The organism is Bacillus sp. LNXM12-1, from assembly GCF_003004375.1.
Lineage (GTDB): Bacteria > Bacillota > Bacilli > Bacillales > Bacillaceae > Bacillus.
Genome location: NZ_PVWX01000001.1, coordinates 1,352,480 through 1,379,227, shown reverse-complemented (window position 1 = coordinate 1,379,227; position 26,748 = coordinate 1,352,480). Strand labels below are relative to the sequence as shown.

Below are 26,748 nucleotides of genomic sequence, written 5' to 3'. Positions count from 1 at the left end.
GAGGGAGCCATCATGATTCAAATAGATCCACGAAGCGCTGCGCCATTATATGAACAAATCATTGAGCAGTTGAAAATTTTATGTCTAAAAGGTGTAATGAAACCTGGTGACAAACTGCCCTCTGTCAGAGAGCTCGCCACCATTATCATCGCCAACCCAAACACCGTCAGTAAAGCATATAAAGAGCTTGAGCGGGAAGGGATTATTGAAACACTAAGAGGCCGCGGTACGTATGTAACAGAAGGGGCTCAGTTAAAGCTGAATGAAGGGAAGGTGTTGGAGATGAAGGAGCAATTAAAACAACTCATCATAGAAGCTCATTATGCCGGTATTGATATTCAACAACTGAAGGAATGGATAGAAGAGATCGGCTCAAGTCTTGAGGGAGGAAAACAAGTTGATTGAGGTTAGAAATGTATCAAAGACATTAAATGGACGTGAAGTACTCAGTAACGTTTCCTTCAAAATAGGCGAAGGTGAGATCTTCGGTCTGCTAGGCAGGAATGGCTCAGGAAAAACAACACTTCTCCGCTTGATTCAGCAAATTCTTCTTCCAGATGAAGGAGAGATTTATTTTAAAGACGTGCTTGTGAAAGACCATCCTTTAGTGAAGCAAAATATTGTGTATATGCCAGTCGTCAATCCCTACTTTGACAGATACAATTACGGACAGCTTGTCCAGCTGTTAAAGCATATTTATCCGAAGTTTGACGTGACATATGCCAATGAGCTTGTGAACCGCTATGAAATTCCGGAAAAAGTGAAATATCGTGAACTATCGACAGGGTTAAAAAAACAGCTGTCATTAATTTTAAGCTTTGCGATCAAGCCAGCGGTGATTTTGTTAGATGAACCGACAGATGGAATTGATGCCGTCACAAGAAATGATGTTCTTCAGCTCATGATCGACGAGGTAGCGGAACGTGAAACATCGATTCTCATTACATCGCACCGATTAGAGGATATTGAGCGTATGTGTAACCGAATCGGGTTTTTAGAAGGAAATGAACTCACAAGTGTCATGGATCTAGATGAATTAAAGAATGATTATGTCAAAATTCAGATGGCTTTTGAAGAAGATATGAACTTGAGTATACGAAAAAATGGCGTTGCTATATTAGATCAAGCGGGCATTTTTTATACAGCGCTTGTTCTTAAAACCGATGTAGAGGCTAAAGAGTACTTGAAGTCGCTGCAGCCAAAAGTATGGCATGAACTGCCTGTGAATTTAGAAGAAGTATTCATTGCAAAGTTTGGAGGGAAACGGAGATGGTAAAGCGGCAATTATTATATAAGGAGTGGAAGCAATCAGAGCTGACATTTATTTTAGTGATGCTGGTTGCGGCGCTTGCGACGCCCTTTGCATTCTTAATGGAATATTCGTCTTTTCAAACGTGCATAAACGATACAGTTTGTATTACGGATTCACCACGTTTTTCTTATATCTTTAAGACGGATGCTTTTCTCTCCCTTTCATGGTTAATGGGAATTTTCTTTGCTGTGATTCAGCTTGGATTTGAGAGAAATAAAGGGCAGATGGATTTTACCTTATCCTTGCCATTTAGCAGAAGTACGATTTATCACACTAAGTTCTTCTTAGGCGCTGGAATCATTGCGATTATTCATGCCGTCTCATATGTTCTCACTTATTTACTTATATTAGGCCTTAATCCATTAGAGGTACCTGGCTTTAACAGCGGTTATTTCTTTTCGCTGCTGTCCTCTTGGATGATGTATAGCTTGTTTTTTGCAGCTGGTACTTTAACAGGAAGTGCTATTTCCCAGGCAATCGTTGCATTTAGCACAGCTATTTTACCCTTTTTAGTGATTGGACTACCGATCGTTCATTTAGATTTTATCATGAAAACAAGTGGAATGTGGATGGATCGGATCTTCAATTATTTGATCTCGCCTATTTCTCCAATTACTTATATCACCACTGAACGTTTTCAACATGAATATCCACTTTGGTTCACTGGTGAAGAATTCATCGTACCCATTGTGATGATGATTGTATTTTATCTCATTGGTTTGCTTAGCTTTATGAAGCATCCGATTGAACGAAATGGCCGGTTCTTCCTTTACTCAAAAATGGATAGACCTATTCAGATTATGGTCATTGTCTTCGGTGTTCTAGGATTTGGATGGGTTGGATTTTCTTCTGATAATTCCATGTTTGGTTATATCACTGGCATGTTAATAGGCGGCGTTGTAGGTGCACTAACAAGTTATTTCTTAATATATCGAAAAAGATAAACAGAGAGTAGGGAGTAGAGATGATTCAGGTTCAAGCGTTAGATCATGTGTTTAAAATTGGTAAAAAGGGCAGAGAGAATGAAATTCCTGTGCTGAAAGGGATTGACCTATCCATCAAAAGAGGCGACATTGCTTGTATTGTGGGACGAAGTGGTTCGGGGAAATCTACCCTTTTGAACTTAATTTCAGGATATATTACGCCAACGAGCGGACAAATTGTCATTGATGGTACCGATGTGACCGGCTTTAATGAAAAAGAATGGGCGGACTTCCGCTTAGATCACTTTGGCTTTATCTTTCAAAGCTTTCAATTGATCGGGAGCTTAACGACGTATGAAAATGTTGAACTTCCGCTCACTTTAAAAGGTGTGAAGCCGTCTGAACGAAAGACGAAAGTAAAAGAAATGCTGAAACGAGTAGGCCTCGAACATCATACAGGGCATTACCCGAATGAGTTGTCCGGCGGGCAGCAACAGCGTGTGAGTATTGCAAGAGCCTTGATTTTAAATCCATCTATTATATTAGCGGATGAACCAACAGGCAGTCTAGATTCAGAAACCGAAGCAGAAATTCTAGCCTTTATCCAGCAGCTCAATCGTGAAAAAGGAATCACGTTTGTCATCATTACACATGACGATGAAGTCGCTTCAATTGCAGATACAACGTTCCAGCTTCATGATGGTGTATTAAAGAAAGGGGAACAGACCATTGAAATTTAGAGATCAGGTCAAATTCATTAGAAGAAACATGAAGAAAAATAGATTGCGTGTGTTTATGACCATTCTTGCGACGACAATGGCATGCTCTTTCTTAATCGTTCTAGCATCTGTCGGTTTTGGTTTGCAAAAATCGGCGCAAGATGAAATCATGAAACAGCAAATCATCACTGAAGTGAAAGTGTTAGGCAAGGAAAAAGGTGCCGTCAAGGTAGATGATTTAAAGAAATATGACCATGTGAAATCTGTCGTCTCAAGAACGTCTCTCGTTCCATCGGTAAACGTCGAGCTCGATGACCGCTCAAGTGAAACGCAGGCTGCTCTGACCGATATGAAAGAGGAAAAAGAAGCAGGGCTTGAACTAGACAGAGGGAAAGTCCCAACATCAGCAAACGAAATTGTGGTTGGGTATCATATGGCTGAACTTCTCTGGACGGATAAAGAGCGCAAAGCCTATGAAAAAGAATTAAATCAAACGTCAAACGGTGAAGAAGAACCAAAAGAGCCAAAAGGCTACACGAAAGATATTTTAAATAAAGTGATTCAAATCAAGGTACCAAAACTCAACGAAGAAAATGAAGTCGTCAAAGAAAAAACATTTGATTTCCGTGTAGTAGGAGTCATGAAAAAGCCAAATTTGGAGTGGCAGCAGGATCATAAAATTCTCATTCCGAATGCGTATGAAAAGGAATTTGGTCAAATACTTGATCTATCTCCTGAAGCAGGAAATGTCGAGAAAATGACCTCTGTCTATGCAGATAAATTCGACAATGTCGGTGCACTCACGAATAAGCTGACAGATGAGGGCTACCAAGTCATCTCTGTGACGAATCAGCTCGAAGGTATGGATATGTTCTTTACTGTCTTCAAAATTGGACTCATTTTTGTCGGCTGTATCGCAGTCATTATTTCTGCAATTGGTATTTTTAATACGATGACAATGGCAGTAACAGAGCGAACACAAGAGATTGGGATTATGAAAGCCATTGGTGCGAATCCATCGATTATCAAGCGAATGTTCCTCATGGAAAGTGCTTATATTGGGGTGATTGGGTCGATCATCGGTATTATCATCTCATATATCATTAGTTTCGCCGTCAATTTAATCATTCCAGCCATTTTGTCGTCCATGTCAGAGGGAGGGTCAAGCGATCAATTCTCGATCACCTTCTCCTATATTCCGCTCAGCCTTGTGATCACAGCAACAGTGATTAGCGCAGGGGTAGCGATCCTTTCAGGGCTTAACCCAGCACGTAAAGCAACAAAAACGAATGTATTAGCAGCATTAAGAAGAGAAATCTAAAAAAAGAACCTCCTAAGACACCCGATTGGGCTGACAGGAGGTTCTTTTTTTGTGACACATGGCTATTGCTTAGGTGCCCGGTACCCTGCACGTTCTGCCTCTTCTACGGAGCAGAACATTTTGGTTACATTTTTTGTTCTAGAGTAGTATCTGCTGCTCGGTGTGTGATAAATGCCATTGACACTTCCTTTGATGTTACAGGCTGCTGATTCTTTTTTTGTTTCCTTCTGCGATTCATGACCGCCTGTACTTTTTCCTTCATCTTTAGGAGCGGAGCGCTGAACAGTGGAAGAGTTCGTATCGCTGCTGCTTTTCTTGTTCTCTTTTTTGAGTGTTTCATTGCTTGAGGCAAGCTTGTCTATTTTCTCTTCAAGCGCTTGAATGGTCTTTTCTTGCTTTTTGACTGTTTCTTTTTCTGAGGTGATGGTTTCTAGCTTTTTAGCTAGTTTTTCTTTATCCTTTGTTGCGTCCTCTAAAGAGGCAGTAAGCTCCTCTTTATCAGCTTTTAAGCGCGATATGTCAGATGTGAGCTGCTTTTGATCCTTTAACAGCTGTTCTGAAGATGGATCTGCTTGTGCCTTCGGTGCATCTGTGGCAGCAAACGATAATGACATAATGGAAAAGACGAGACCCAAGATCAAAAAAGGATAAAATAGTTTCTTTGAAAAGATATGCTCGTTCTGGTGTTTGAGTAATAAGAAATTGACGGCATATCCTATGGCGAAACAAACACATAAAAGACCTATGATGAGTAACATCATCATCTAGAAGCCCCCCTAAATCTCTATTTACTCCTATCATACCTCATTTTTCCATTTTTAGGGGCGGTTTAACTAAAAAAGCCCTGTTTACACAGGGTTTTCAGCTAATGGTAATCCTTTGATTGCTTCCTTAACCGTCAAATATGTGATCGCATCCTGGAAATCTGTATCCAAGTCTTTCATTTTCATCGCAAGCTGCGGTTTGATCCCTGTGATGATCAGTTCGGTTCCAGTTAAACTGAGAAGATGATGCAGCTTGAAAATGCGTCCTGCAACGGAATCATCGACATCGATTAAGCCAGAAAGATCGACAATTAAATAATCATCCTTTGAATCATCTAATATACAAGTTAACTTCGCAACAATGGCATCAAAGCGTTCTTCAGATAGTTTTCCAATGAGTGGTAGAGCAGATACACCATTTTTGATTGGGACGATTGGCGTCGAAAGAGAGGTGACTTCCTGTAAGGAATCTTCTAGGAGTTGTTCATATTCTTTCTGTTTCGTAATATCCTTTTGAAAGCCAATGAAAAATGTTTTATCATCTTGTTCAATGTATAGAGGATCTATATTGAGTTCATTCCAAAAAAAAGTACCGTCTTTTTTATAATTTTTTAGCTGTGTGGTAATAGGTATTTTATTCTGTATTCCATGACGTATTAAATCAAGCTGCTCTTGATCTGTGTCTTTTCCTTGAAGGAATCGACAATTACGCCCAAGAATCTCATCTGGTTTGTATCCAGTCATGTGTGTAAAGCCATGGTTCACATAAACGATAGGGTTATCCTCTAAAGAAGGGTCTGTAATGACAACACCGATCCGCGCATGATCTAGCGCTTTTTTTATGAGTTCAAGCTGTTTTTGCAAGCCGAAGATGTTCGAGCTGACCATATTACCCTCCTTTGCTGCTACTAGCAGACATATCAAATGGCTGTCTTTTCAACCAAAAGTATTCCTTAATAACGTAACATAACATATGTTCTGTTTCAATGATTGCAATGGCTTTGTTAAATTTGTCATCATAGTTTGTCCTCCATTAGAATATAGTAAGTAAGGAGACTTTTCTTTAGAAAAAGAAGGAATCAATTGCTCATAATTCATAAAATGACAAAAATAGTTAATATGGATTAGGTAAAAATGATTCCAATGCATCAAGATTGTTTTTGGGTCATTCACATATAATGGAAGAAACAAGCTTTTTTTCTTCGTTAGAGAGAATAGACCTTTTACATGGATTATGACGGAACAGCAGAATGGCATTACAGGGGGCTGGACAGCCTGAAGTCGCTTTACTATTCTAAGGGCTTTAGGAAGGTGATGAAAATGCTGCAACAAGTCATTATTGCTTGCGCCATTGGAGGGGTCATGGGCATTCTCGGTCACGTAAAGAAAAAAGGCAGGCTAGAGAAGCCCAGAATGACAAAAAAGTTTATTTATTTAGGGTTTATTGAAGATTGGCTCGTTGGGATGATTGCCGCTACACTGCTTGTCTTATCCTCAAATCCCGATTCTAGTCTGCACTTGGTCATCTTATCAATTATTTCAGGTTACGGAGGAGAAGCAGTTCTGCGAAGCTTTGATTTTGTAAGAGAACAGCGTTCACAGGATGCAGACTCCAACCGTCATAACCGATCTCCACACGAATAATATCCTCTACTTTACCCTGATCTAGGGTACATTCCCATTGTATACAAACCTGCTTGCACTTATGATCATAATTCTATAAAATACTACTTAGATGACGGTTACGATAAGAACAGTGAAGAGGAGTAGTAGGAAAGCAGTATTTGTCTTTAGAGAATTGACGGCTGGTGAAAGTCAATCAAATCTGCTTCTGAACTCGCCTCAGAGTTGCAGTTGCGTTAAAGCTTCTGTCGCATGTCTGCGTTAAAGATATTAAGTGAGCGTACAAACAGAAAGTGACGCTAACAAGGGTGGTACCGCGGGAACCAAAAAATCTCTCGTCCCTTTCCAGGGATGAGGGTTTTTTGTTGATTTTAGAAAAATCTGAATTCTTGCAGTGGTCATCTGAGCAGATACAGCCGTACATATTAAAGGAGGTTTTCACATTGAGTTTTCAGCATCGGGAAATTGAAAAGAAGTGGCAGGATTATTGGCTGACACATAAAACATTCGCCACATCTGACTCGGAAGATAAACCAAAGTTCTATGCGCTTGATATGTTTCCATACCCATCAGGAGCAGGGCTTCATGTCGGGCACCCTGAGGGCTACACAGCAACGGATATTTTATCACGCATGAAACGTATGCAGGGATATGATGTTCTTCATCCAATGGGATGGGACGCATTTGGTCTTCCAGCAGAACAGTATGCACTAGATACAGGGAATGATCCAGCGGTCTTTACAGAAGAGAACATCAATAACTTCCGCCGCCAAATTCAATCACTAGGATTCTCATATGATTGGGATCGAGAAATCAACACGACTGATCCGAATTATTATAAATGGACACAATGGATTTTCTTGAAATTGTACGAAAAGGGATTGGCGTATATCGATGAAGTACCAGTGAACTGGTGCCCGGCGCTTGGTACAGTTCTTGCAAATGAAGAAGTCATTGATGGAAAAAGTGAACGCGGAGGGCATCCAGTTGAAAGACGTCCGATGAAGCAATGGATGCTGAAGATTACGGCATATGCGGACAGGCTGTTAGAAGATTTAGAAGACATTGATTGGCCTGAAAGCATCAAAGATATGCAGCGTAACTGGATCGGACGTTCAGAAGGTGCACACGTTCATTTCGAAGTAGAAGGACATGACGAACAGTTTACTGTTTTCACAACGCGTCCGGATACATTATTTGGTGCAACATATGCGGTACTTGCACCAGAACATGCACTTGTTGAAAAAATTACAACAGCTGCTCAAAAAGAAGCAGTCGAAGCATATATCAAAGAAATTCAATCAAAGAGCGACTTAGAGCGGACAGATCTTGCAAAAACGAAGACGGGTATTTTCACAGGCGCTTATGCCATCAATCCATTAAATGGTGAAAAGATGCCGATCTGGATTGCAGATTACGTGCTGGCTACTTATGGAACAGGCGCGATTATGGCGGTACCTGCCCATGATGAGCGTGACTATGAATTCGCCAAAACATTTGATCTTCCAATCAAGGAAGTTGTAGAAGGCGGAGACATTGAAAAAGAAGCTTACACAGGTGATGGAAAACACATTAACTCTGATTTCCTCAATGGATTAGGAAAAGAAGAAGCGATTGAAAAAGCCATTGCATGGCTTGAAGAACATCAAAAAGGCGAAAAGAAAGTCACATATCGTTTAAGAGACTGGCTATTTAGCCGCCAGCGTTACTGGGGTGAGCCAATTCCAATTATTCATTGGGAGGACGGAACTTCTTCAGCCGTTTCAGAGGAAGAGCTTCCACTGATTTTGCCTAAAACCACTGAGATTAAGCCAAGTGGTACAGGTGAATCACCTTTAGCCAATATCAAAGAGTGGGTTGAGGTTGTAGATCCTGTAACAGGTAAAAAAGGACGCCGTGAAACCAATACAATGCCGCAATGGGCAGGCAGCTGCTGGTATTTCTTACGTTATATTGACCCGCATAACTCAGAAAAGCTTGCATCTCCTGAGAAGCTAAAGAAATGGCTTCCTGTTGATGTATATATTGGCGGAGCAGAACATGCTGTACTGCATCTTCTATATGCGCGCTTCTGGCATAAGTTCTTGTATGATATCGGTGTTGTTCCTACAAAAGAACCTTTCATGAAATTGTTCAACCAAGGAATGATTCTTGGAGAAAATAATGAAAAAATGAGTAAATCAAAAGGGAACGTTGTCAATCCAGATGATATCGTAGAATCTCATGGTGCGGATACATTACGACTTTATGAAATGTTCATGGGACCTTTAGATGCATCAATCGCTTGGTCTGAAACAGGACTTGATGGTGCTCGCCGTTTCCTTGATCGTGTATGGCGTCTATTCACAAATGAAGATGGCACAATCAGTGATAAAGTGACGGAGCAAACTGGAGGCGCATTAGAACGCAGCTATCATGAAACCGTGATGAAGGTAACGGACCATTATGAAGGCCTGCGCTTCAATACAGGGATCTCACAATTAATGGTGTTTATCAATGATGCCTACAAGGCTGATACACTGCCGAAAGAATATGCAGAAGGCTTTGTGAAACTTCTTTCTCCAATTGCACCGCACTTAGCAGAAGAGCTTTGGAATAAACTTGGTCATGAAGGGTCTATTTCTTATGAAGCATGGCCGCAATATGACGAGTCAAAGCTTGTCGACGATGAAGTAGAAATTGTCGTACAGTTGAATGGAAAAGTGAAAGCAAAATTAACCGTTCCTGCTGATGCAACAAAAGAACAGTTAGAAGAGCTTGCGAAAAATGATGCACGCGTAAAAGAACAGCTTGAAGGGAAAACCATTCGCAAAGTGATTGCGGTTCCTGGGAAGCTTGTCAATATTGTTGCGAACTAATGATGACACCCATCGGTATGAACCGGTGGGTGTTCTTTATTTCCCGGGACATAATTTTGTCGAAAACAAGGTGATTACTTCATCGACCTCGTATTTTAACAGGTGATCAAGAAAATGAGGAGTGACGTCAATGGAAAAGGAAAGCAAACGTGAACAACTGCTCAGTCTGTTAGGAGAAATGCCAGAACGCCATCGCGTGGAGGCATATACGTTAAAGATCGAGGAACGTGAATCGTATGTAGTCGAAACACTCATTCTTTCGATTCATGGTGTAGAGGAAGTGCCTGCTTATTTTGTAAAGCCAAAGGATACGGTGAAAAAAAGACCTGTTGTGCTGTTCCAGCACTCTCATGGCGGGAACTACGTGGATGGGAAGGAAGAGCTGATCAAAGGTGCTCATTATTTGCAAGCGCCTTCATATGCGAAAGAGTTCACATCAAAAGGCTATAGTGTCCTGGCTATCGATCATGCAGGGTTTGGTGAGAGAAGAGGAAGAACAGAAAGTGAAATTTTTAAGGAGATGCTTTTAACAGGAAAAGTGATGTGGGGCATGATGCTGTATGAAAGCATGTGTGCGATTGATTATGTGCTGTCTCGATCTGATGTGCTGCCGGACCGGTTAGCTGTTTTTGGAATGTCAATGGGAGGGCTTCTTTCCTGGTGGACTGCTGCGCTTGATGAGAGGGTCAGTGTGTGTATTGATCTTTGCGCACAGGTCGATCATCACACATTAATTGAAACGAACAATTTAGACAGGCATGGCTTTTATTACTATGTACCAAGCTTAGCAAAGTACTTTACAGCAGCTGATATTCAGGAAATGATTTTTCCAAGGCCGCATTTAAGCCTAGTTGGAAAACTTGATCCGCTCACGCCTGCTGAAGGCGTCGGACGCATTCAAAAGGGATTGAGTCAAACCTATCAAACTGCTTCATTGAAAGAACGGTATCAGCTTGTTGGTCTTCATGCAGGTCATTTTGAAACAGCCGCTATGCGTCACGAGGCCACTCGATTTTTGAAAAAATGGCTGTAACCCATAAAGGCTTGGACATACTACGTCAATAGAAAGGAGGAAACAGATGAAAAAGATCACGATCATTGGCGGATGCGGTGTGATAGGCCGTATATTAACAAAAGCGCTCTCTTCTGAGTACGAGATCACCATCATTGATCAAACGAGTTGTGTAAAAGGAGCCATTTTAGCAGATGCAGCGAATGAACAGGAATTATATGAGGCGATTCCGAGAGATACAGATGTCATCATGCACCTTTTAAACATGGATATGACGCATGATGTGATGAATCTTGAGGAGTTTGAAAAAATGAATGATATTTTTTGGAGGAGCTCCTATTATATGTTTCGATCAGCTGCACGTCTCGGCATACGAAAAGTCATTTTTGCAAGCAGCAATCATGTGACCGATCGTTATGAAGAGGATGGCCGCTCCTTACTAGGGCGAAATATTACAACAGACGATGTGCCAGCGACTAAAAATGTCTATGGTATTTTAAAATTTGCTTCAGAACAGCTAGGCCGTTTGTTCCACGATCAAACGGGGATGTCTGTTATTAATTTACGGATTGGAACGGTTGTGACGGATGAGATGGAGGCATTACACAAGAAACGAAGAACGAAACGAACACTTCTGTCACATGAAGATCTTATAGGGATGACAAAGGCAGCGATTGAAACGACCGTCCCCTTTGGGACATATTATGCCGTATCAGAAAACGAAGAAAAGCCCTGGACTACGGAAAAAATAAAGCAGGAGTTAGGCTACAGACCTGATGTGAATACGACGGAAATCCTAGAAGAAAATGATCAGGCATAGGGCATAATCATGTCATTAGCTGATGATCTTATTCTTTTGTTTCATGAGCATAAAAGCACGATTGACAGGATCCATCCAGTTGGTCTGTCAAGATGATTATAGACGCTTTCTTCCCCCGTTTGTTACATTTTAATCACGATATCGTCACAGGCTGCAGCTTATTTTCGGACGAAATGATAACGCTTTCAAAGAAAGGGCGTGATGAACATAGATCGTTCTATTAAAGGCCGATTGTTCAACTTATTTAATTACTCTTTTCTACTCATGTTCGCATTAATATGTGTGCTTCCGTTCATCCATGTCATTGCAGCCTCTTTTGCTACAGTAGAAGAGGTCATCACGAAGAAGTTTATCTTGTTCCCGACCACGTTTTCTTTAGAGGCCTATCGATATATTTTCTCTACGGATATTGTGTATCGTAGCCTCATTGTGTCCATTCTTGTGACGCTCGTTGGAACAGCTGTCAGCATGTTTTTGTCCTCACTCATGGCATATGGGCTGTCTCGTCAGGAGCTAAAAGGCCGGAGAACATTGATGTTTCTCGTTGTCTTCACGATGTTGTTTAGTGGAGGTATGATTCCGACGTTTATTGTGGTGAAAACACTTGGTCTGCTTGATACCTATTGGTCACTTATTCTACCGGTTGCGATCAATGCATTCAATTTGATCATTTTGAAAAACTTCTTTCAAAACATCCCGGCAAGCCTTGAGGAATCAGCGAAGATGGATGGCTGTAACGATTTAGGGATTTTCTTTAAAATTGTGCTGCCACTTTCTTTGCCAGCTATTGCGACCATTTCACTTTTTTATGCCGTGACGTATTGGAATACGTACATGACCGCCATCCTGTATTTAAATGATTCAGTGAAATGGCCGATTCAGGTGCTGCTAAGGCAGATTGTCATTGTCTCAAGCGGAATGCAGGGAGATATGTCGGATATGGGATCATCCACACCACCGCCAGACCAAACGATTAAAATGGCTGTCATTGTGGTAGCGACCATTCCAGTTCTGCTTGTCTATCCATTTATTCAAAAGCATTTTAACAAAGGGGCATTACTAGGTTCTGTAAAAGGTTAAAAAGATGGAACAACGGAGGGATCTTATGGGGAGAAAGAAATTATGGTTGATTGCGTTTGTCCTGTTATTTACAGCAAGCGGTATTCTATCCGCATGTTCAAGCAAAGGAACAAGTTCATCAGATGAAAAGGTTGATTTAGATAAAAAGGTAAAGCTGACCTGGATGGCTATTTTGTATCATCAGCAGCCACCGAAGGATTCCGTCATAAAAGAGATTGAGAAGCTCACAAATACAGAGCTTGATATTACATGGGTGCCTGATGCCGTGAAGGAAGACCGTTTAAATTCCGCACTTGCCGCAGGGAATCTGCCGCAGATTGTCACGATTCAAGACATTAAGAATTCGTCTGCTATTAATGCGTTCAGATCAGGCATGTTCTGGGAAGTCGGTCCGTATTTAAAGGATTATCCAAATTTAAGTAAGATGAACGAACTGATTAATAAAAACGCCTCTATAGACGGTAAGCTTTATGGCATTTATAGAGAGAGACCACTTTCAAGACAAGGAATTGTCATTCGAAAGGATTGGCTTGAAAATTTAAATTTGGATACACCAAAAACATTGGATGATCTTTATGAGGTAGCTAAAGCTTTTACTGAAAAAGATCCGAATCAAAACGGAAAAGCGGATACAATTGGCTTTACGGATCGGAACGATTTGATTTATGGGGCATTTAAAACACTCGGTTCATATGAGGGAATGCCGACAGACTGGAAAGAAGAAAACGGCAAATTCACGCCAGACTTCATGACAGATGAGTACATGAATACAATGAAATACATGAAGAAACTGCGTGACAATGGCTATATCAACAAAGACTTCCCTGTTACAAGCAAAACACAGCAGCAGGAATTATTCTCACAAGGAAAAGCAGGGATCTATGTTGGGAATATGGTAGACGCAGTGAACTTGAGAGATGACGCGACAGATAAAAACATGGAAATAGATATCATCAACCGAATCAAAGGCCCAGATGGCAAAGAACGTGTGTGGGCATCAGGTGGTCATAATGGCATCTTTGCATTCCCTAAAACAAGCGTGAAATCAGAGGCAGAATTAAAACGGATTTTGGCCTTCTTTGACCGCATTGCAGAAGAAGATGTATATGGTCTCATGACGTACGGTATTGATGGCGAGCATTATAAGAAAGAAGAAGGGAATACATTTGTCAGAGAAGAAAGCCAAGTGAAAAGCTGGCAGACAGACGTACAGCCGCTTGTCAGTCTAGTAGGAATTGATAAACGTTACTTGAAAAATAAAGGAGATGCGGTTCGTACAAAATATGAAGAGCTAGAAGAAGACAATCAAAACATCATCGTCGCCAATCCTGCTGAAAGCCTGTATTCAGAAACAGCCTCAGAGCGAGGAAACGAGTTGAAAAAAATCATCGATGATGCGACTTATAAGTTCATTCTTGGAGACATCAGTGAAGATCAATTTAAGAAAGATGTAGAGAAGTGGAAATCAAACGGTGGTCATAAAATCATAGAAGAATATGAAGCTTCCTTTAAAAAATCAAAATGATCAACATAAACACCCCCGCACAGTTAAAAAGCGGGGGTGTTTTTATTAAAAGTCAAAGTTGTCTGGGTCTGGACCGATACGTTTGTTTTCATTTAAGTCAGAAAGGCGCTTCATATCCTCATCAGATAAGGCAAAATCAAATATGTCTGCATTTTCTTTTAAACGATGGGCTTTCGTTGATTTTGGAATGGTGATGACGCCTTTTTGCACATCCCAGCGCAAAATAATTTGAGCAGGTGTTTTGCCGTATGTGTCCGAGAGCTCTTTGATCACCGGATGATGAAGCAGTTCCCCCTGCATTAGCGGTGACCAAGCTTCCATTTGAATGCCATGTGTGTTCAAATACGTAAAGAGTGTTTCCTGCGTCAGTTTTGGGTGAAACTCCACTTGATTGATAGCTGGTATGATGTCTGCACCTTTTAATAGTTCGTCTAGGTGATGCGGCTGGAAGTTGCTCACTCCGATGGCCCTGACTTTTCCTTCACGATACAAGGTTTCCAGTGCACGCCAAGCGTCTTTATATTTTCCTTCAACCGGCCAATGGATTAAATACAGATCAAGGTAATCAAGCTGAAGCTTTTTCAAGCTTTCTTCGTATGCGTTTAGGGTAGATTCATATCCTAAATCGGCATTCCACACTTTTGATGTCACAAAGAGGTCCTCGCGGCGCAGTCCTGTTTCTGCTAAACCAAGCTGTATGCCTCGTCCAACACCTTCTTCATTTCCGTAAATAGCCGCTGTATCAATACTGCGATAGCCTAATTGAATGGCTGTTTTGACGGCGTCTATTAATTCTGCGCCATCTTCAACCTTGAATACACCAAGACCAAATCCTGGCATGTGGATCCCATTGTTTAATGTTTTTGTACTTTGTAAATGGTTCATATTGAAAACTCCTTTAGATGGTTTGATTTTGTTCTTGTTGTTCCATTCGAAAACTAATCATCGTGAGAATTGCTGCGATAAGGACCATGATGCCGCCGACCCAGCCTGTATGCACAAGCCCAAGAGTATCTGTCACGATGCCGCCTAAAAATGAGCCGATGGCGATACCGGCATTAAAGGCAGCGATATTCATAGCGGAAGCGACGTCGACTGCTCCTGGTGTGTATCTTTCTGCAAAGTCAACGACAACTACTTGCAATCCAGGCACATTCATGAAAGCAAACAGTCCCATCAGCATGACGGTTCCAATGCCTAGCACCGTGAATCCAGCAGTCAAGCTAAGGGTAAACATAATGATGCTTTGGATGATAAACATGTAAATCAGTGCTTTCATTGGCTGCTCATTAGCAGCCTTTCCGCCAATGACATTTCCGGCTGCGATCGTGATCCCGTATAAAAGCAGGATCAAGGCCACCGCCTCAGGCGCAAGACCTGTCACATGCTGTAAGAGAGGGGATAAATACGTAAAGACGACAAAGGTTCCTCCGTATCCTGTTGCTGTAATGACAAATAGAAGCAAGATTCTTTTTGTTTTTAATAAGACAGCTTGATCCTTAAATGATGTTTTCACGCCTTGCTTTAATTGAGATGGAACAAGAAAATAGTTTGATATCAGTGCGATCAGACCAATGATGACAATCACACCAAATGACGTCCGCCAGCCGAGCTCATGGCCAAGAAATGTCCCAAATGGCACGCCCGTCACAGTAGCAACTGTTAATCCAGTGAACATAAAGGCAATCGCACTTGCCCGTTTTTCTTTCACTACAAGGCTTGCAGCAATCGTAGAGCCGATGGACATAAAGATTCCATGGGATAAGGCTGAAATGACCCGTCCGATTAATAGCACTGAAAAAGTCGGAGCAATCGTGGCTAGTGTATTTCCAATCAAAAAGACGAGCATAATGAGCAATAGCAATGTCTTTCTTTTCATCGTTGAAGTCAGAGAAGTCAAAATAGGCGCGCCGAATGTCACACCAAGTGCATATAAAGAGACGGTCCAGCCCGCCTGGCTGACGCTCACTCCAAAGTCATCTGAAATCATCGGCAAAAGACCGACACTAATGAACTCAGTGGTTCCTATAGCAAAAGCACTAATGGCTAGTGCGAGAAGGGCAAAGTGGTTTTGCTTTTTCTTCATGAATAAGTGTTCACATCCTTCTATGATGACATTTTGATAGACGAAGCCGATCGGCAAGAGTTATTATCTAACATAGATGACGAAAAAAAAAGTACGTACTTTTTTGTAATATAGGTACTAAAAAGTGCCTGTTCGCACAAAGAGGAGTGAGGATTTGATCGAAAAGAAAAAATATAATATCTCAGTGGAAGCGACCCTTGAGGTCATTGGCGGGAAGTGGAAGTGCGTGATTTTATGTCATTTAACACATGGAAAAAAACGCACGAATGAATTGAAGCGGCTCATGCCAAACATCACACAAAAAATGCTTACACAACAGCTGAGAGAGCTTGAAAGTGATGGGGTGATTAACCGAATTGTGTATGAGCAAGTACCGCCTAAAGTGGAATATGAATTAAGTGAATACGGACAGTCGCTCGAAAGAATTCTGAATGCGCTTTGTGATTGGGGAGCAGCTCATATTGAACGTGTGTACGGAGAGCCGCTTTCAGTGCTGGAAGACAGCATTTTAAATGAACAATTTAAATAAAAAAGTCCCGCTTCCTGTGCGAGCGGGACTTTTTGTCTTATGTGCCTTTTTTGTGGTCGCGGTATTTGCCAGGGGTCGTGCCTTCTAGTTTTTTGAAGGAACGGATGAAGTTTTGCGGATTTTTATATTTCAGTTTTTCCGAAATTTCTTTGACGGACATATCGGTTTCCACGAGCCAGTTTTTGGCGACATGGTGTCTGTAGGACGAGAGATATTCACTAAAGGAGATATCCATTTCCTTTCTAAAAATACTGCTTAAATAATTGGGGTTGTAATGCAGGCGTGTGGCGATTTCATCCAATGTAAGATCTGAGTCGAATTCTTGATGAATGATATGAATGATTTTCTCTGAGATGTTTTTGTATTGTGAGTCCTCACGTGCACCTAGCTGGTCAATAATCGGCCGAATGATCTCATGTTTCAGCCATGCTTCGGTATCTTCAAAGGTTTTAAATTCAAAAATCGTATCATACAGCATTTTGTTGTCTTCGACCTCAAATAATTCAATGCCAAGCAAATGCATCAGCTCAATCAAATTGTTTAAAAAACGGGCGAGAGCGATATGGTATTCATGCGGTCCAGCATTTTTAGAGAAAATGGATTGCAGAAGCACATGTAAATAATGATCCGCCTTGCCTTGATCACCTGCTTTCATCGCATCGAATAAATCATGCTGCAGCTGTTTTGGAAAATGGGTTTTAAACGTTTTTCCTTGCTGAATATGTTCATATAAGATAATGGATTTTTTCTCTGCTTTGAGCCTGTATTTTAAGGCTTCTTTTCCTTCAATGTAAGCCTGTTTCGCCATCGTGAGCTCCTTAAACTGGCGGCTGATCCCGATGCTGATCGATAAACCAAGCTCTTCCTCGATGCGCTGCTGAATAGTTTCCGCTAATTGGTTTAAATATTCAGTAAACTCTTCATCTGACTTTGAGTGATTCAAGATAATCGTCGTTTGATGCTGATTGACAACCGTTGGCTGAAGGTGCTCATCTTGCGGAATCATCTGCTCGATCAGTCCATTGATGGCAAATAACAGCAAGTCAGCATCCTTTTTTTCATAAGGTGTTCCTTTTAACGTATCGATTTGGGTCACAAGCATGGATAAATGAGACCAGCCCTGAGGGAATCCCAAACTTTGGAACCGGTTGTTAATTTCTTCTTCTGTCAGCTTTCCGAGCAATAGCCGCACCATAAAGTATTGCTGAAGGTGCGTGACTTGCTGCTCAATACGTTCCTCTAAATCATTGTTTTGATCCTTCATTTGTTTAATACTCGACTCAATCAACTCAAATTCATTTTGAAAAGGCTGTTTTTGCAAAAAGGATTCATTGCGTGCAAAGGACTCATATAACAAGCGGATTGGTTTATAAAAATGTCTGGACCCAAACCATGAAAATAGTAATGAAAGCGCTAACAAAATAAAGCAGATAATAAAGGTGATCCACCCAATTGATTTCGTTTGTGCCTTGAGTTCTGGAATGGAAACAAAGGATAGGTACGTCCATTCGTTATAGTCTGATTTTTGAAACGTAATTTGATAGGCTAGTTCCTCGATCTTCATGTTAAATTGACCTGATCGTTCTTCACGTGATAGGACATGCTTGACGAGCTCTTGATTCTTCAAGGATTCACCAATTTGTTCTTTGCGGTTATGTAGCAGCACTTTTCCGTTTGTATCAATGACAAACATACTGTCAGATTGAGAGAAGTCAGGCATATTGTCAGCAATCGTGCAGCTCGGAATGCTGGCGACAGCGATCCCTTTTTTCTGGACACTGTTCATAGGGAGTTGTTTGATTAAGTTCACATTGTATTTGCAAAAGGAGGCCTTTCCTTCTTTTGTCGCAACAAGTGGATTATTCTCTTCAAGTGCCCAGCTGGAATGACTCGGTATATTGAGGTAAGAGGTGAGCGCTTTCTCTTGGTCTCCGCTTGTGACATGATAAAGTCCCGAATTGTTCATGTACCAGTCTTCCATTTTACTCACGAGTGTAATATTGGAAAGATCGGTGTCAAAGGTTTGCAGGTAGTTTAGTTCCTGCTGTACTTGATTATAAAGCTGGAATTGGTCTGGATTTAAAGGTTCTGCCAGTGTTTGAAGGAGAGGCGGCGAACTGACATAGTGAGTGAGAGAATGATCCACTGTTTTTAAAATATGCTCAATATTGGATTGCGTTTGTTTGACGCTGTCCAGCTTTTCATTTGAGATATTTTCGAGTGCGGTTTTTTGCGAATGCTGATAAGAAAAAATACCGACAATGATGACAGGAATCGTACTAAGCACGAAAAAAAACGTCACAAGCTTGTAATAAAATTTATACTGCCTTCTTTTCATAAAACCCCCCATTTCAAACAGAACAATCTTTTCCCCTTAATTTATTAATCCAAAAATTTGGTAGGTTTGTCAATAATCATTTTCTGAGATTAGGATCATTTTCTTATGTTTTATGTAACGTTTTGAGTAGCTTCCCCTAAGTAAATATGATCTGATGATATGATTGTAGACGGATTTTTCATCCTTAAGATACAGTTAACACATGCATCAGCATGAGGGGAGGCTTTATCTATGAAAACAGAGGATGTCACTGCCAAGGGTATGCCTGCGGCAGCTTTGAAAAAAGAAAAGAGAAAGCGCTTACTTAATCAATTGCTTAGTCAAAAGTTTTTGTATGTAATGATTTTGCCAGGGCTCATTTATTTTCTTGTCTTTAAATATGTGCCGATGTGGGGGCTTATCATTGCCTTTCAAGATTACCAGCCGTTTCTCGGTATTCTTGGGAGTGAGTGGGTTGGCTTCAAACACTTTATTCGATTGTTTACAGAACCAACATTTTTCATCTTATTAAAAAATACACTGATTTTATTTGCCATGAATGTCGTGATTTTCTTTCCGATTCCGATCTTATTGGCCCTGCTTTTAAACGAGGTCAGATTGGCATTGTTTAAGAAATTTGTCCAGACCATGATATACATTCCTCACTTCATGTCATGGGTGATTGTCGTGTCCTTATCTTTTGTTTTGTTAACAGTAGATGGCGGGTTAATCAATGAATTGATTGCTTTCTTTGGAGGGGAAAAGATTAACTTCCTCCTTAGTCAGGAATGGTTCAGACCCATGTACATTTTACAGGTGATCTGGCGGGAAGCAGGCTGGTCGACGATCATTTATCTTGCGGCGATTACAGCGGTAGATCCGCAGCTATATGAAGCAGCAAAAATGGATGGAGCCGGCAGACTGAGACAAATGTGGCACATCACTCTTCCTGCCATTAAAAGTGTGATTGTCGTTCTGCTTATTTTGAAAATTGGTGACACATTAGAGCTTGGCTTTGAGCATGTCTACTTATTACTCAATGCAACGAACCGGGAAGTAGCAGAAATCTTTGATACGTACGTCTATACAGCTGGTCTTAAGCAAGGACAATTCAGCTATAGTACCGCTGTTGGTCTATTTAAAGCAGCCGTTGGACTCATTTTGGTCATGTTGGCGAACCGTTTAGCGAAGAAATTCGGGGAAGAAGGTATTTACTAAAAAGGGAGATGAAGAAGAATGACATTATCGACTGAAAAGAGATCACCACTTGAGCATGCAGAGAAATTAGCACAAACAATTATGAAAGCGCATACACCAATTGAGCTGCCTCCAGCTGGAAGATGGCATTATCATCAAGGCGTTTTTCTTTGCGGTGTGATGAAGCTATATGAGGCAACGAAGAACGAGACGTATTTCAATTATGTGAAAAGCTACGCAGATTCGCTCATTGATGAGTATGGAAACCTGTTATTTCGCAGAGATGAGCTTGATGCGATCCAAGCAGGGCTCATTTTATTCCCTCTTTACGAACGGACGGGAGAGAAGCGGTATGTGCTGGCAGCGGAGAAGCTTCGGGGGCTTTACCGCACATTGAATCGCACATCTGAGGGCGGGTTTTGGCATAAAGACAATTATGCCTATCAAATGTGGTTGGATGGTCTCTACATGGGAGGACCTTTTGCCTTAAAGTATGCAAAGCTGAGAGGTGAAGAGGAACTGGTGGATATGGTGATCCATCAAGAGTATCTCATGAGAAAGCATACAAAAGATGAAAAAACAGGTCTGTACTATCACGCGTGGGACGAACGAAAAGTGATGCCATGGGCTGATCAAAAGACTGGCTGTTCTCCTGAGTTTTGGGCAAGATCGTTTGGCTGGTATGTCCTTGCATTAGCAGATATGATCGAGGATCTGCCAGAAGAGCATGAGGGACGAAAGGTTTGGAAGGAAACGCTGACAGACATGCTGGAAAGTGTATCCAAGTACCAGGATCAAGACACAGGTCTCTGGCATCAAATCATTGATAAAGGTACTCATAGCGACAATTGGCTTGAAAGCTCAGGATCGTGTTTATTCATGTACGCCATGGCAAAAGCCATGAATGAAGGGTATGTCAGCCTTCGTTATGTCGATCATGTGGTGAAAGCATACCAAGGCTTAATTCATCATAAGACGGCTGAGACAGAAAACGGTGATTTTACCATCAATGATATTTGTATCGGAACATCTGCTGGATTTTATGATTACTACGTTGAAAGAGAGCGAAGCACAAATGACTTGCACGGGGCAGGCGCTTTTATTATGGCGTTAACTGAGCTAGAGAAGCTTTCTGTTTTTCAGAAGGCATGAAGAGGCGAAAAAGGGGTGCGGTATGGCTCCTCAGCTTCATCGCTGCCCTTTGTTTGTCAGCCTGCCAAGGGAAAACAAACGGTATTGATGTTCTGATTTTTTCTGACATGTCAAAGGGGATGAAGGATCAATTAGTCGAGAAGGCTTTTCAGACAGAACAAGAGTCTTATAGCGTCCACATCTTTCCGGCGATTCCTGAAAAGCTTCTTGTTGAAATTACCGCAAAAGAGGGGGACATCATGCTTGTCCCAGAAGAAATGTTTAGAACATATGATGATCCTGAAAGCTTTCAGCTGCTTGAAGAAATGGGCGTAGATGATCAAGCGGCAGGACCATATACGGTCGAGGACCAAAAGACAGGGAAAACGGTCGATTATGCGGTTCAAGTCAATAAAGGCACAAAAAAGCTAAACGGCTATACCTTTCAATTACACCGAGATATGGTCGCTTTTATTCCTGTGTATGCTTACAAGTCCAATGAGGCGCTGTCTCTCATGAAACAGCTTCGTGAAAATCGATAGAAAAAGAGGTGGGGACTGTGAAACGGGTCGTTGTTTGCGGACTCAGTCATCGTGCGTTCAATATGTTTATTAAACCGCTCACAGAGGATTTCAATGAGCATTACAAGATTACAGGGCTCCTAGATATAGATCATCATCGGTATACACTTTGTCAGGAGCGTTTTCCATCACTGCGGGGCATCTCGTTCTTTCATGCAGGTGCATTTGATCAAATGGTGAAGGAAGCAAAGCCAGATATCGTCATTGTGGCAGGCCGGGATGACACACATGTCACGTATATTTTGCAGGCACTTGACCATGATCTCGATGTCATCACTGAAAAGCCAATGGTCACAACAGCAAAAGACGCCAAAAAAGTGATGGAAAAAGAAAAGGAAAGTAAAGGAAAGGTCACAGTCACTTTTAATTATCGCTACAATCCATTTCATCGAAAGATCAAAGAACTCATTTTAGAAGGAAAGATTGGAAGGGTCACATCTGTTGAACTGAGCTGGCTCATTGATACGTATCATGGCGCTAGTTACTTCAAAAGGTGGAACCGAACGAGGCAATTCTCTGGCGGACTATCCATTCATAAATCGACGCATCATTTTGATTTGGTCAATTGGTGGATCAATCAAAAGCCGAAGCAAGTATTTGCCTATGGGGCGCTGAACTATTACGGAAATGAAAGTCCTTGGAATCCCTTGCAGGGGGGAGAAAACAGGTATTGCGGAACATGTCATGTGAAGGATACCTGTCATTATGAAGCAAGGTGGAATCCGCGGGTAGAACGCTCAAAGGTAGAGGACGACCATATTGAATCCGGTAAGGAGCAAACGCAGCAGTACTCAAATTATCGCCCAGACGCCTGTATTTTTGATCAGGAAATTGACATTGAGGATACATATGTGGCATCAGTGGCATATGACCAAGGAGCTCTGCTCAGCTATTCAATTCAATTCTCAGCGCCATATGAAGGATACCGGCTTGCCATTAATGGGACGAAGGGGCGTATTGAAACAAATGAGTTTCATGTGCCATCAAGAATTCCTTTTCAATTCCCAGAACAGACGATTTCTTATTATCCGATGTTTGGGGCAAAAGAGACAATTGAAGTCGTGAAACAGCCAGGGGGACATGGCGGCGGAGACCCTCTGCTTCTGGCCGATTTATTTATAGGAAAAGATCCTTTAATTCACTATGACATATCAGCAGGAGCAGAGGCTGGTGCTTATTCGATTGCGCTTGGGGAAGGCATGTGGCGGTCTGTTGCAGAGAAGCGCCCAATTGAAATAGAAGAATTGTTTCAAAAAGAGACGGTGTAATGAGAAAGAGAGGAGGGGAAAGAGATGGATCATGATGGTTCAATGAGCAGAATGCTTCGAATGTGTGAGTGGGTGATGAGACTTGCCTATACGAATTTGCTATGGCTGCTGTTCACCATGCTGGGGCTTGGGATCTTTGGATTGATGCCTGCGACCACTGCGCTATTTTCAGTGATGAGAAAGTGGATACAAGGGCATGAGCAAGTCAGCGTTTTCCGGACTTTTTGGAAGGTGTATCGTGAGGAGTTTGTACGCTCTAACTTAATTGGAGTGGCGCTGCTGATCATAGGGACGATTATATATGTAGACCTTGCGTTTATTTATCCAACGAGCTGGTTTTTGCATGTGCTTCGTTTTGCCATTTATATCTTTGGTTTTCTCTTTGTTGTGAGCTTGTTTTATATTTTTCCGCTGCTGGCTCATTATGATTGGAAAAAACGTCTCTATCTGAAATTCTCTCTTTTGCTTGGTATCTCATATTTGCAATATACACTCTGTATGCTCGTTTTCTCGGCTCTGCTGTTTGTTCTCTTTGCTTATTTGCCGGGAATCGTGCCGTTCTTTAGTGTGAGTATACTCGCCTATGGCCACATGTGGCTGGCCTATCAAGTATTCAAAAAGGTAGAGTTTGAAAGTGATCAGCAGACAGCCGAAGTGAAGAAACGTCTGCCGTCTTTCCTTCAATCGAAGCGGGTGAATACACAGTGATGTGAATCATTTGCTATAATGGTGTCACCGTGATTAAAAGGAGAGATGAGCGTCGTGTCAGTAAAAGAAATCTCAATAGAAGAATTAAAACAAAAGCTAGAGCAAGAAGAAGCCATTCAGCTTGTTGATGTGCGTGAGGACGAGGAAGTAGCAGAAGGAATGATTCCAGAAGCTGTCCACATCCGAATGGGAGATATCCCTGAGAAGCTGGATGCATTCGATCAAACGCAGGAATATTATATTATTTGCCGCTCCGGAAAACGTAGTGAAAATGTCTGCTATTTCCTAGAAGACCAAGGCTATCAAGCGACCAATGTTATTGGCGGGATGCTTGCTTGGACAGGAGAAACAAAACCGAAGCTGTAAAAGAAGTCCGACCTTTCATCTTTGAGATGAAAGGCTTTTTTGTTCATATGCCCGCCCTTATATGCATAAAGATAGAGTAGCGAGAGAAGGGAGAGTGGCATATGTGCTAAAGGTAGCTGTATTTGATGAAGAACACGAAAAAGATTTGCAGAGCGAAATCAATCTTTTTTTAAAAGGAATGGATGACGACCAAATTATTGATATCAAGTACGATGTAGCGGTGATCTGTGAGCAGGGAGGAGAACAGCTCTACTGTTTTTCTGCACTCATTTTATATAAAAAATAGACGGCATCAAAAAAGGACCTGTTTGAAGGGCCCTTTTTGTTTGATTAGCTAGCGTCAATATATAAACGATGCTTTTTGCAGTGAACACATTGAAAGAGGTAGCCCTGCAAGTCTCCTCCGTTGACGAGCCATTGTTTTAGGTTCTCTTTCGTTAATCCCCCGCCGCTGCAAATGACTTCGATATCTTCTGTGAGTTCTTCCTCTAAATGTTCTATCTCTTTCCATCCGACATACTGGACGATTGCGCAAAAATCTCCGCAATGGCTTAACCAATATTCCTGCTGCCAGCCGCGATAACCTGGCGTTCTGAAGATCAGTTCATCTACATATTCCTCTTGATCGACGTCATCACAACTTGCATCGTCTTGAAAGATGCCATCGTATTTTTTAGCGGCTGATCCATCTTTAATACACCAAGGGCAAATTCCTTCCACATCTTCAACAGTATAAAATGGACCATGATACACGTAATCTCTTTCTTTCTCACAAACAGGACATGTCGTATGCTCTTTTTTGATCACGTTTAACGAAACTGGATCTGGGTTGTACTTGAATGTAGGTAACGTCATAAAAACCTCCATGTTGTGAATCACATCATTCTATTATTTTATAGGAATGTGGAAGAGCATGACAATCTTAAATTGTTTGTATAGAAAAAAGCCGTTCACATGAGGAACGGCTTTTTCAAACAGCGTTTATGCTTTTTTTACTCTTGGACTTCTTGGTTTATTGACTTTGTTGGCCTGTTTGATTGCTCTTCGTTCATCATTTAATGATTTATACAGTGACACAACCATCAATATAATGACAACGGAGAACGGCAAGGCGGCGAGTTTTGCTGTATTTTGCAAGGCTTGAAGTCCGCCTGAAAATAATAGCACTGCCGCAACAGCTGATTGGATGATGCCCCAGCTGATCTTTACACTATTCGCAGGATTTAATGAGCCATAGGTTGTCTGCATTCCTAGAACAAATGTGGCTGAATCTGCTGATGTGATAAAGAATACAGCAATTAAAATAAGTGCCAAAATCGACGTAATCATGGCAAGCGGGTATTGATTTAAAACACCAAACAGCATCGTTTCAGTCGGCATACCAGCTACATCTATAATATTTTTTTGTTGTAAATCCATAGCTGATACTCCGAAGATAGAGAACCATAGGAACACGAGGATTGAAGGAGCCACTAAGACACCAATTAAAAATTCTCGAATGGTTCTTCCGCGCGAAACTCTTGCAATAAAAATGCCGACGAATGGAGACCAAGAGATCCACCATGCCCAATAAAAGATCGTCCAGCCATTAATCCATTCTCTCTTTTCTGGATCATTTGGTGATAATCTAAAACTCATTTGTACAATATTCGATAAGTATTGTCCGATCGAATCTGTAAATGAATTTAAAATAAAAACAGTTGGTCCAGCAAAGAGTAAAAAGATCATGAGTATAGCAGCAAATATCATATTTGAATTACTTAAATATTTAATACCTTTACCAATTCCGCTCCAAGCAGAGATCAAGAACAGAACAGTCACGATCGCAATAATAATGAGCTGAGTCAAAAAGTTATTTGGAATGCCGAATAAATAGGTTAATCCACCATTAATTTGTGCGGCACCTAGCCCTAAACTTGTGGCTACGCCAACTACTGTTGCAAACACTGCGATACAATCGATCGTTTTTCCAATCCATCCATGAATCCTGTTTCCGAATACTGGGTATAAGGTGGAACTAATTAATCCAGGCGCATCTTTTCTAAATTTAAAGTATGCGATGCATAACGCGACAATCGCATAAATGGCCCATGCATGAAGTCCCCAGTGGAAAAATGTATAACGAAGGGAATCGCGGAAGGCTTGTGCAGTTTCAGTCTCACCTGTTGGTGATTGAATTGCATAGTGACTGATTGGTTCAGCGGCCCCATAAAAGACAAGACCAATTCCCATACCGGCACTAAATAGCATCGCAAACCAAGAAAAAAGGCCAAATTCAGGCTCTTCACCTGGTTTTCCTAACGTAATTTTTCCGATTGGACTAAAAATAAAGAATAGACAAAAGCCGACAAGTAGTGAAATCACTATCAAATAATACCAGCCAAAGTCGTTTGTAATGTATGTTTGAATCTGATCTGTGACATTTTGTAATGTTTGTGGAGAAAAAGCTCCCCACATAACGGCAACAAATGTGATCGCAATCACAATCCAAAATACACTTGATACGTTTTTCACACCATCTCACTCTCCTGTTGTTCTACACGTTTAAGCAGAGGATTTTGTTTAATATCCCCTATCTCAACTATTTTCAAACAAAAAGAGTCGAGCT

26 protein-coding genes and 1 other annotated feature are annotated in these 26,748 nt (G+C 41.3%); of the genes, 19 read left to right on the top strand and 7 right to left on the bottom strand.

Features of this window, described 5'->3' with window-relative positions:
* Positions 1–12 precede the first annotated feature (12 nt).
* Genes C6Y07_RS07205 through C6Y07_RS07185 form a run of 5 tightly spaced genes read left to right on the top strand, consistent with a single transcriptional unit; the run spans position 13 to position 4,275 of the window.
* Entirely contained in the window at positions 13–405 is a 393-nt protein-coding gene (locus C6Y07_RS07205; protein ID WP_034665384.1) for a GntR family transcriptional regulator, read from the top strand.
* A complete protein-coding gene (locus C6Y07_RS07200) occupies positions 398–1,276 on the top strand; it encodes an ATP-binding cassette domain-containing protein (protein ID WP_060597055.1) in 879 nt (292 codons plus the stop codon). The genes C6Y07_RS07205 and C6Y07_RS07200 overlap by 8 nt, the downstream gene beginning before the upstream one ends.
* The gene (locus C6Y07_RS07195; RefSeq protein ID WP_106036990.1) at positions 1,270–2,256 is read left to right on the top strand and encodes an ABC transporter permease subunit; all 987 of its coding nucleotides are present in this window, start codon (positions 1,270–1,272) and stop codon (positions 2,254–2,256) included. Before C6Y07_RS07200 ends, C6Y07_RS07195 begins: the two co-directional genes overlap by 7 nt.
* A 20-nt stretch (positions 2,257–2,276) precedes the next feature.
* Entirely contained in the window at positions 2,277–2,975 is a 699-nt protein-coding gene (locus tag C6Y07_RS07190; protein ID WP_106071948.1) for an ABC transporter ATP-binding protein, read from the top strand.
* Positions 2,965–4,275 carry an ABC transporter permease gene (locus tag C6Y07_RS07185; RefSeq protein WP_060597052.1) on the top strand — a complete coding sequence of 437 codons (1,311 nt, stop codon included), beginning with the start codon at positions 2,965–2,967 and terminating at the stop codon, positions 4,273–4,275. The genes C6Y07_RS07190 and C6Y07_RS07185 overlap by 11 nt, the downstream gene beginning before the upstream one ends.
* 62 nt (positions 4,276–4,337) lie before the next feature.
* Here the strand turns inward: C6Y07_RS07185 and C6Y07_RS07180 are convergent, their stop codons facing one another.
* Together C6Y07_RS07180 and ytvA are read right to left on the bottom strand one after the other, a co-directional pair.
* Positions 4,338–5,039, bottom strand: coding sequence for a coiled-coil domain-containing protein (locus tag C6Y07_RS07180; protein WP_106156470.1), 702 nt, complete (start codon positions 5,037–5,039; stop codon positions 4,338–4,340).
* 84 nt (positions 5,040–5,123) lie between these two features.
* Positions 5,124–5,927 carry a YtvA family blue-light photoreceptor gene (ytvA, locus tag C6Y07_RS07175; RefSeq protein ID WP_060597051.1) on the bottom strand — a complete coding sequence of 268 codons (804 nt, stop codon included), beginning with the start codon at positions 5,925–5,927 and terminating at the stop codon, positions 5,124–5,126.
* Positions 5,928–6,353: 426 nt separating this feature from the next.
* Between ytvA and C6Y07_RS07170 the strand changes: the two genes are divergently transcribed.
* The 6 genes from C6Y07_RS07170 (at position 6,354) to C6Y07_RS07145 (ending at position 13,957) form a co-directional block, all read left to right on the top strand.
* Positions 6,354–6,683: a DUF4257 domain-containing protein gene (locus C6Y07_RS07170; RefSeq protein ID WP_223249904.1), complete on the top strand. Its 330-nt coding sequence runs from the start codon at positions 6,354–6,356 to the stop codon at positions 6,681–6,683.
* 103 nt (positions 6,684–6,786) lie between these two features.
* Positions 6,787–7,008 (top strand) — a binding site (T-box leader).
* A 97-nt stretch (positions 7,009–7,105) separates the two neighbouring features.
* On the top strand, positions 7,106–9,520 hold the full coding sequence (leuS, locus tag C6Y07_RS07165) for a leucine--tRNA ligase (RefSeq protein ID WP_034665405.1): 2,415 nt from the start codon (positions 7,106–7,108) through the stop codon (positions 9,518–9,520).
* A 130-nt stretch (positions 9,521–9,650) separates the two neighbouring features.
* Complete coding sequence (locus C6Y07_RS07160; protein ID WP_106048481.1) at positions 9,651–10,553, top strand: dienelactone hydrolase family protein; 903 nt, start codon at positions 9,651–9,653, stop codon at positions 10,551–10,553.
* 46 nt (positions 10,554–10,599) lie between these two features.
* On the top strand, positions 10,600–11,352 hold the full coding sequence (locus tag C6Y07_RS07155) for an NAD-dependent epimerase/dehydratase family protein (RefSeq protein WP_060597049.1): 753 nt from the start codon (positions 10,600–10,602) through the stop codon (positions 11,350–11,352).
* 219 nt (positions 11,353–11,571) lie between these two features.
* On the top strand, positions 11,572–12,432 hold the full coding sequence (locus C6Y07_RS07150) for a carbohydrate ABC transporter permease (RefSeq protein WP_087976618.1): 861 nt from the start codon (positions 11,572–11,574) through the stop codon (positions 12,430–12,432).
* 25 nt (positions 12,433–12,457) lie between these two features.
* Positions 12,458–13,957 (top strand): extracellular solute-binding protein, encoded by a 1,500-nt coding sequence (locus C6Y07_RS07145; protein ID WP_106071946.1) that lies wholly within the window; start codon positions 12,458–12,460, stop codon positions 13,955–13,957.
* A 45-nt stretch (positions 13,958–14,002) separates the two neighbouring features.
* On the opposite strand, the gene C6Y07_RS07140 is transcribed toward C6Y07_RS07145, so the two are convergent.
* On the bottom strand, positions 14,003–14,842 hold the full coding sequence (locus C6Y07_RS07140) for an aldo/keto reductase (protein WP_106156468.1): 840 nt from the start codon (positions 14,840–14,842) through the stop codon (positions 14,003–14,005).
* Positions 14,843–14,855: 13 nt separating this feature from the next.
* Complete coding sequence (locus C6Y07_RS07135) at positions 14,856–16,043, bottom strand: MFS transporter (RefSeq protein WP_106061290.1); 1,188 nt, start codon at positions 16,041–16,043, stop codon at positions 14,856–14,858.
* 157 nt (positions 16,044–16,200) lie between these two features.
* Here C6Y07_RS07135 and C6Y07_RS07130 point away from each other — a divergent pair, with 157 nt between their 5' ends.
* Positions 16,201–16,572: a winged helix-turn-helix transcriptional regulator gene (locus tag C6Y07_RS07130; protein ID WP_106061163.1), complete on the top strand. Its 372-nt coding sequence runs from the start codon at positions 16,201–16,203 to the stop codon at positions 16,570–16,572.
* A gap of 37 nt (positions 16,573–16,609) precedes the next feature.
* Here C6Y07_RS07130 and C6Y07_RS07125 read toward each other — a convergent pair whose 3' ends face one another.
* Entirely contained in the window at positions 16,610–18,910 is a 2,301-nt protein-coding gene (locus C6Y07_RS07125) for a helix-turn-helix domain-containing protein (protein WP_106071944.1), read from the bottom strand.
* A 231-nt stretch (positions 18,911–19,141) separates the two neighbouring features.
* On the opposite strand from C6Y07_RS07125, the gene C6Y07_RS07120 reads away from it, so the two are divergent.
* From C6Y07_RS07120 to C6Y07_RS07090, 7 genes are all read left to right on the top strand, one after another.
* Entirely contained in the window at positions 19,142–20,107 is a 966-nt protein-coding gene (locus C6Y07_RS07120; RefSeq protein ID WP_034665423.1) for an ABC transporter permease, read from the top strand.
* Between the two features lie 18 nt (positions 20,108–20,125).
* On the top strand, positions 20,126–21,238 hold the full coding sequence (locus tag C6Y07_RS07115) for a glycoside hydrolase family 88/105 protein (RefSeq protein WP_106048484.1): 1,113 nt from the start codon (positions 20,126–20,128) through the stop codon (positions 21,236–21,238).
* Entirely contained in the window at positions 21,235–21,759 is a 525-nt protein-coding gene (locus C6Y07_RS07110; RefSeq protein ID WP_060597045.1) for a hypothetical protein, read from the top strand. The genes C6Y07_RS07115 and C6Y07_RS07110 overlap by 4 nt, the downstream gene beginning before the upstream one ends.
* A gap of 17 nt (positions 21,760–21,776) precedes the next feature.
* Complete coding sequence (locus C6Y07_RS07105) at positions 21,777–23,066, top strand: Gfo/Idh/MocA family protein (protein ID WP_060597044.1); 1,290 nt, start codon at positions 21,777–21,779, stop codon at positions 23,064–23,066.
* A 24-nt stretch (positions 23,067–23,090) separates the two neighbouring features.
* Complete coding sequence (locus C6Y07_RS07100; RefSeq protein ID WP_106036983.1) at positions 23,091–23,774, top strand: YesL family protein; 684 nt, start codon at positions 23,091–23,093, stop codon at positions 23,772–23,774.
* A gap of 54 nt (positions 23,775–23,828) precedes the next feature.
* Entirely contained in the window at positions 23,829–24,140 is a 312-nt protein-coding gene (locus C6Y07_RS07095; RefSeq protein ID WP_066030532.1) for a rhodanese-like domain-containing protein, read from the top strand.
* Positions 24,141–24,243: 103 nt separating this feature from the next.
* A complete protein-coding gene (locus tag C6Y07_RS07090; protein ID WP_034665546.1) occupies positions 24,244–24,426 on the top strand; it encodes a sporulation protein Cse60 in 183 nt (60 codons plus the stop codon).
* A 44-nt stretch (positions 24,427–24,470) separates the two neighbouring features.
* Here C6Y07_RS07090 and C6Y07_RS07085 read toward each other — a convergent pair whose 3' ends face one another.
* A complete protein-coding gene (locus tag C6Y07_RS07085) occupies positions 24,471–24,995 on the bottom strand; it encodes a CbrC family protein (RefSeq protein ID WP_106156466.1) in 525 nt (174 codons plus the stop codon).
* 126 nt (positions 24,996–25,121) lie between these two features.
* A complete protein-coding gene (gene opuD, locus C6Y07_RS07080) occupies positions 25,122–26,654 on the bottom strand; it encodes a glycine betaine transporter OpuD (RefSeq protein WP_060597040.1) in 1,533 nt (510 codons plus the stop codon).
* Positions 26,655–26,748: the final 94 nt, after the last annotated feature.

Excerpts from the sequence above, each read along its gene's own strand:
- C6Y07_RS07155 (WP_060597049.1), top strand. The coding sequence starts at position 10,600 with ATGAAAAAGATCACGATCATTGGCGGATGCGGTGTGATAGGCCGTATA.
- C6Y07_RS07145 (WP_106071946.1), top strand. The coding sequence starts at position 12,458 with ATGGGGAGAAAGAAATTATGGTTGATTGCGTTTGTCCTGTTATTTACA.
- C6Y07_RS07125 (WP_106071944.1), bottom strand. The coding sequence starts at position 18,910 with ATGAAAAGAAGGCAGTATAAATTTTATTACAAGCTTGTGACGTTTTTT.
- C6Y07_RS07140 (WP_106156468.1), bottom strand. The coding sequence starts at position 14,842 with ATGAACCATTTACAAAGTACAAAAACATTAAACAATGGGATCCACATG.
- C6Y07_RS07120 (WP_034665423.1), top strand. The coding sequence starts at position 19,142 with ATGAAAACAGAGGATGTCACTGCCAAGGGTATGCCTGCGGCAGCTTTG.
- C6Y07_RS07180 (WP_106156470.1), bottom strand. The coding sequence starts at position 5,039 with ATGATGATGTTACTCATCATAGGTCTTTTATGTGTTTGTTTCGCCATA.
- C6Y07_RS07190 (WP_106071948.1), top strand. The coding sequence starts at position 2,277 with ATGATTCAGGTTCAAGCGTTAGATCATGTGTTTAAAATTGGTAAAAAG.
- C6Y07_RS07160 (WP_106048481.1), top strand. The coding sequence starts at position 9,651 with ATGGAAAAGGAAAGCAAACGTGAACAACTGCTCAGTCTGTTAGGAGAA.
- ytvA (WP_060597051.1), bottom strand. The coding sequence starts at position 5,927 with ATGGTCAGCTCGAACATCTTCGGCTTGCAAAAACAGCTTGAACTCATA.
- C6Y07_RS07085 (WP_106156466.1), bottom strand. The coding sequence starts at position 24,995 with ATGACGTTACCTACATTCAAGTACAACCCAGATCCAGTTTCGTTAAAC.
- C6Y07_RS07110 (WP_060597045.1), top strand. The coding sequence starts at position 21,235 with ATGAAGAGGCGAAAAAGGGGTGCGGTATGGCTCCTCAGCTTCATCGCT.
- C6Y07_RS07100 (WP_106036983.1), top strand. The coding sequence starts at position 23,091 with ATGGATCATGATGGTTCAATGAGCAGAATGCTTCGAATGTGTGAGTGG.
- C6Y07_RS07205 (WP_034665384.1), top strand. The coding sequence starts at position 13 with ATGATTCAAATAGATCCACGAAGCGCTGCGCCATTATATGAACAAATC.
- C6Y07_RS07135 (WP_106061290.1), bottom strand. The coding sequence starts at position 16,043 with ATGAAGAAAAAGCAAAACCACTTTGCCCTTCTCGCACTAGCCATTAGT.
- C6Y07_RS07195 (WP_106036990.1), top strand. The coding sequence starts at position 1,270 with ATGGTAAAGCGGCAATTATTATATAAGGAGTGGAAGCAATCAGAGCTG.
- C6Y07_RS07170 (WP_223249904.1), top strand. The coding sequence starts at position 6,354 with ATGAAAATGCTGCAACAAGTCATTATTGCTTGCGCCATTGGAGGGGTC.
- C6Y07_RS07115 (WP_106048484.1), top strand. The coding sequence starts at position 20,126 with ATGACATTATCGACTGAAAAGAGATCACCACTTGAGCATGCAGAGAAA.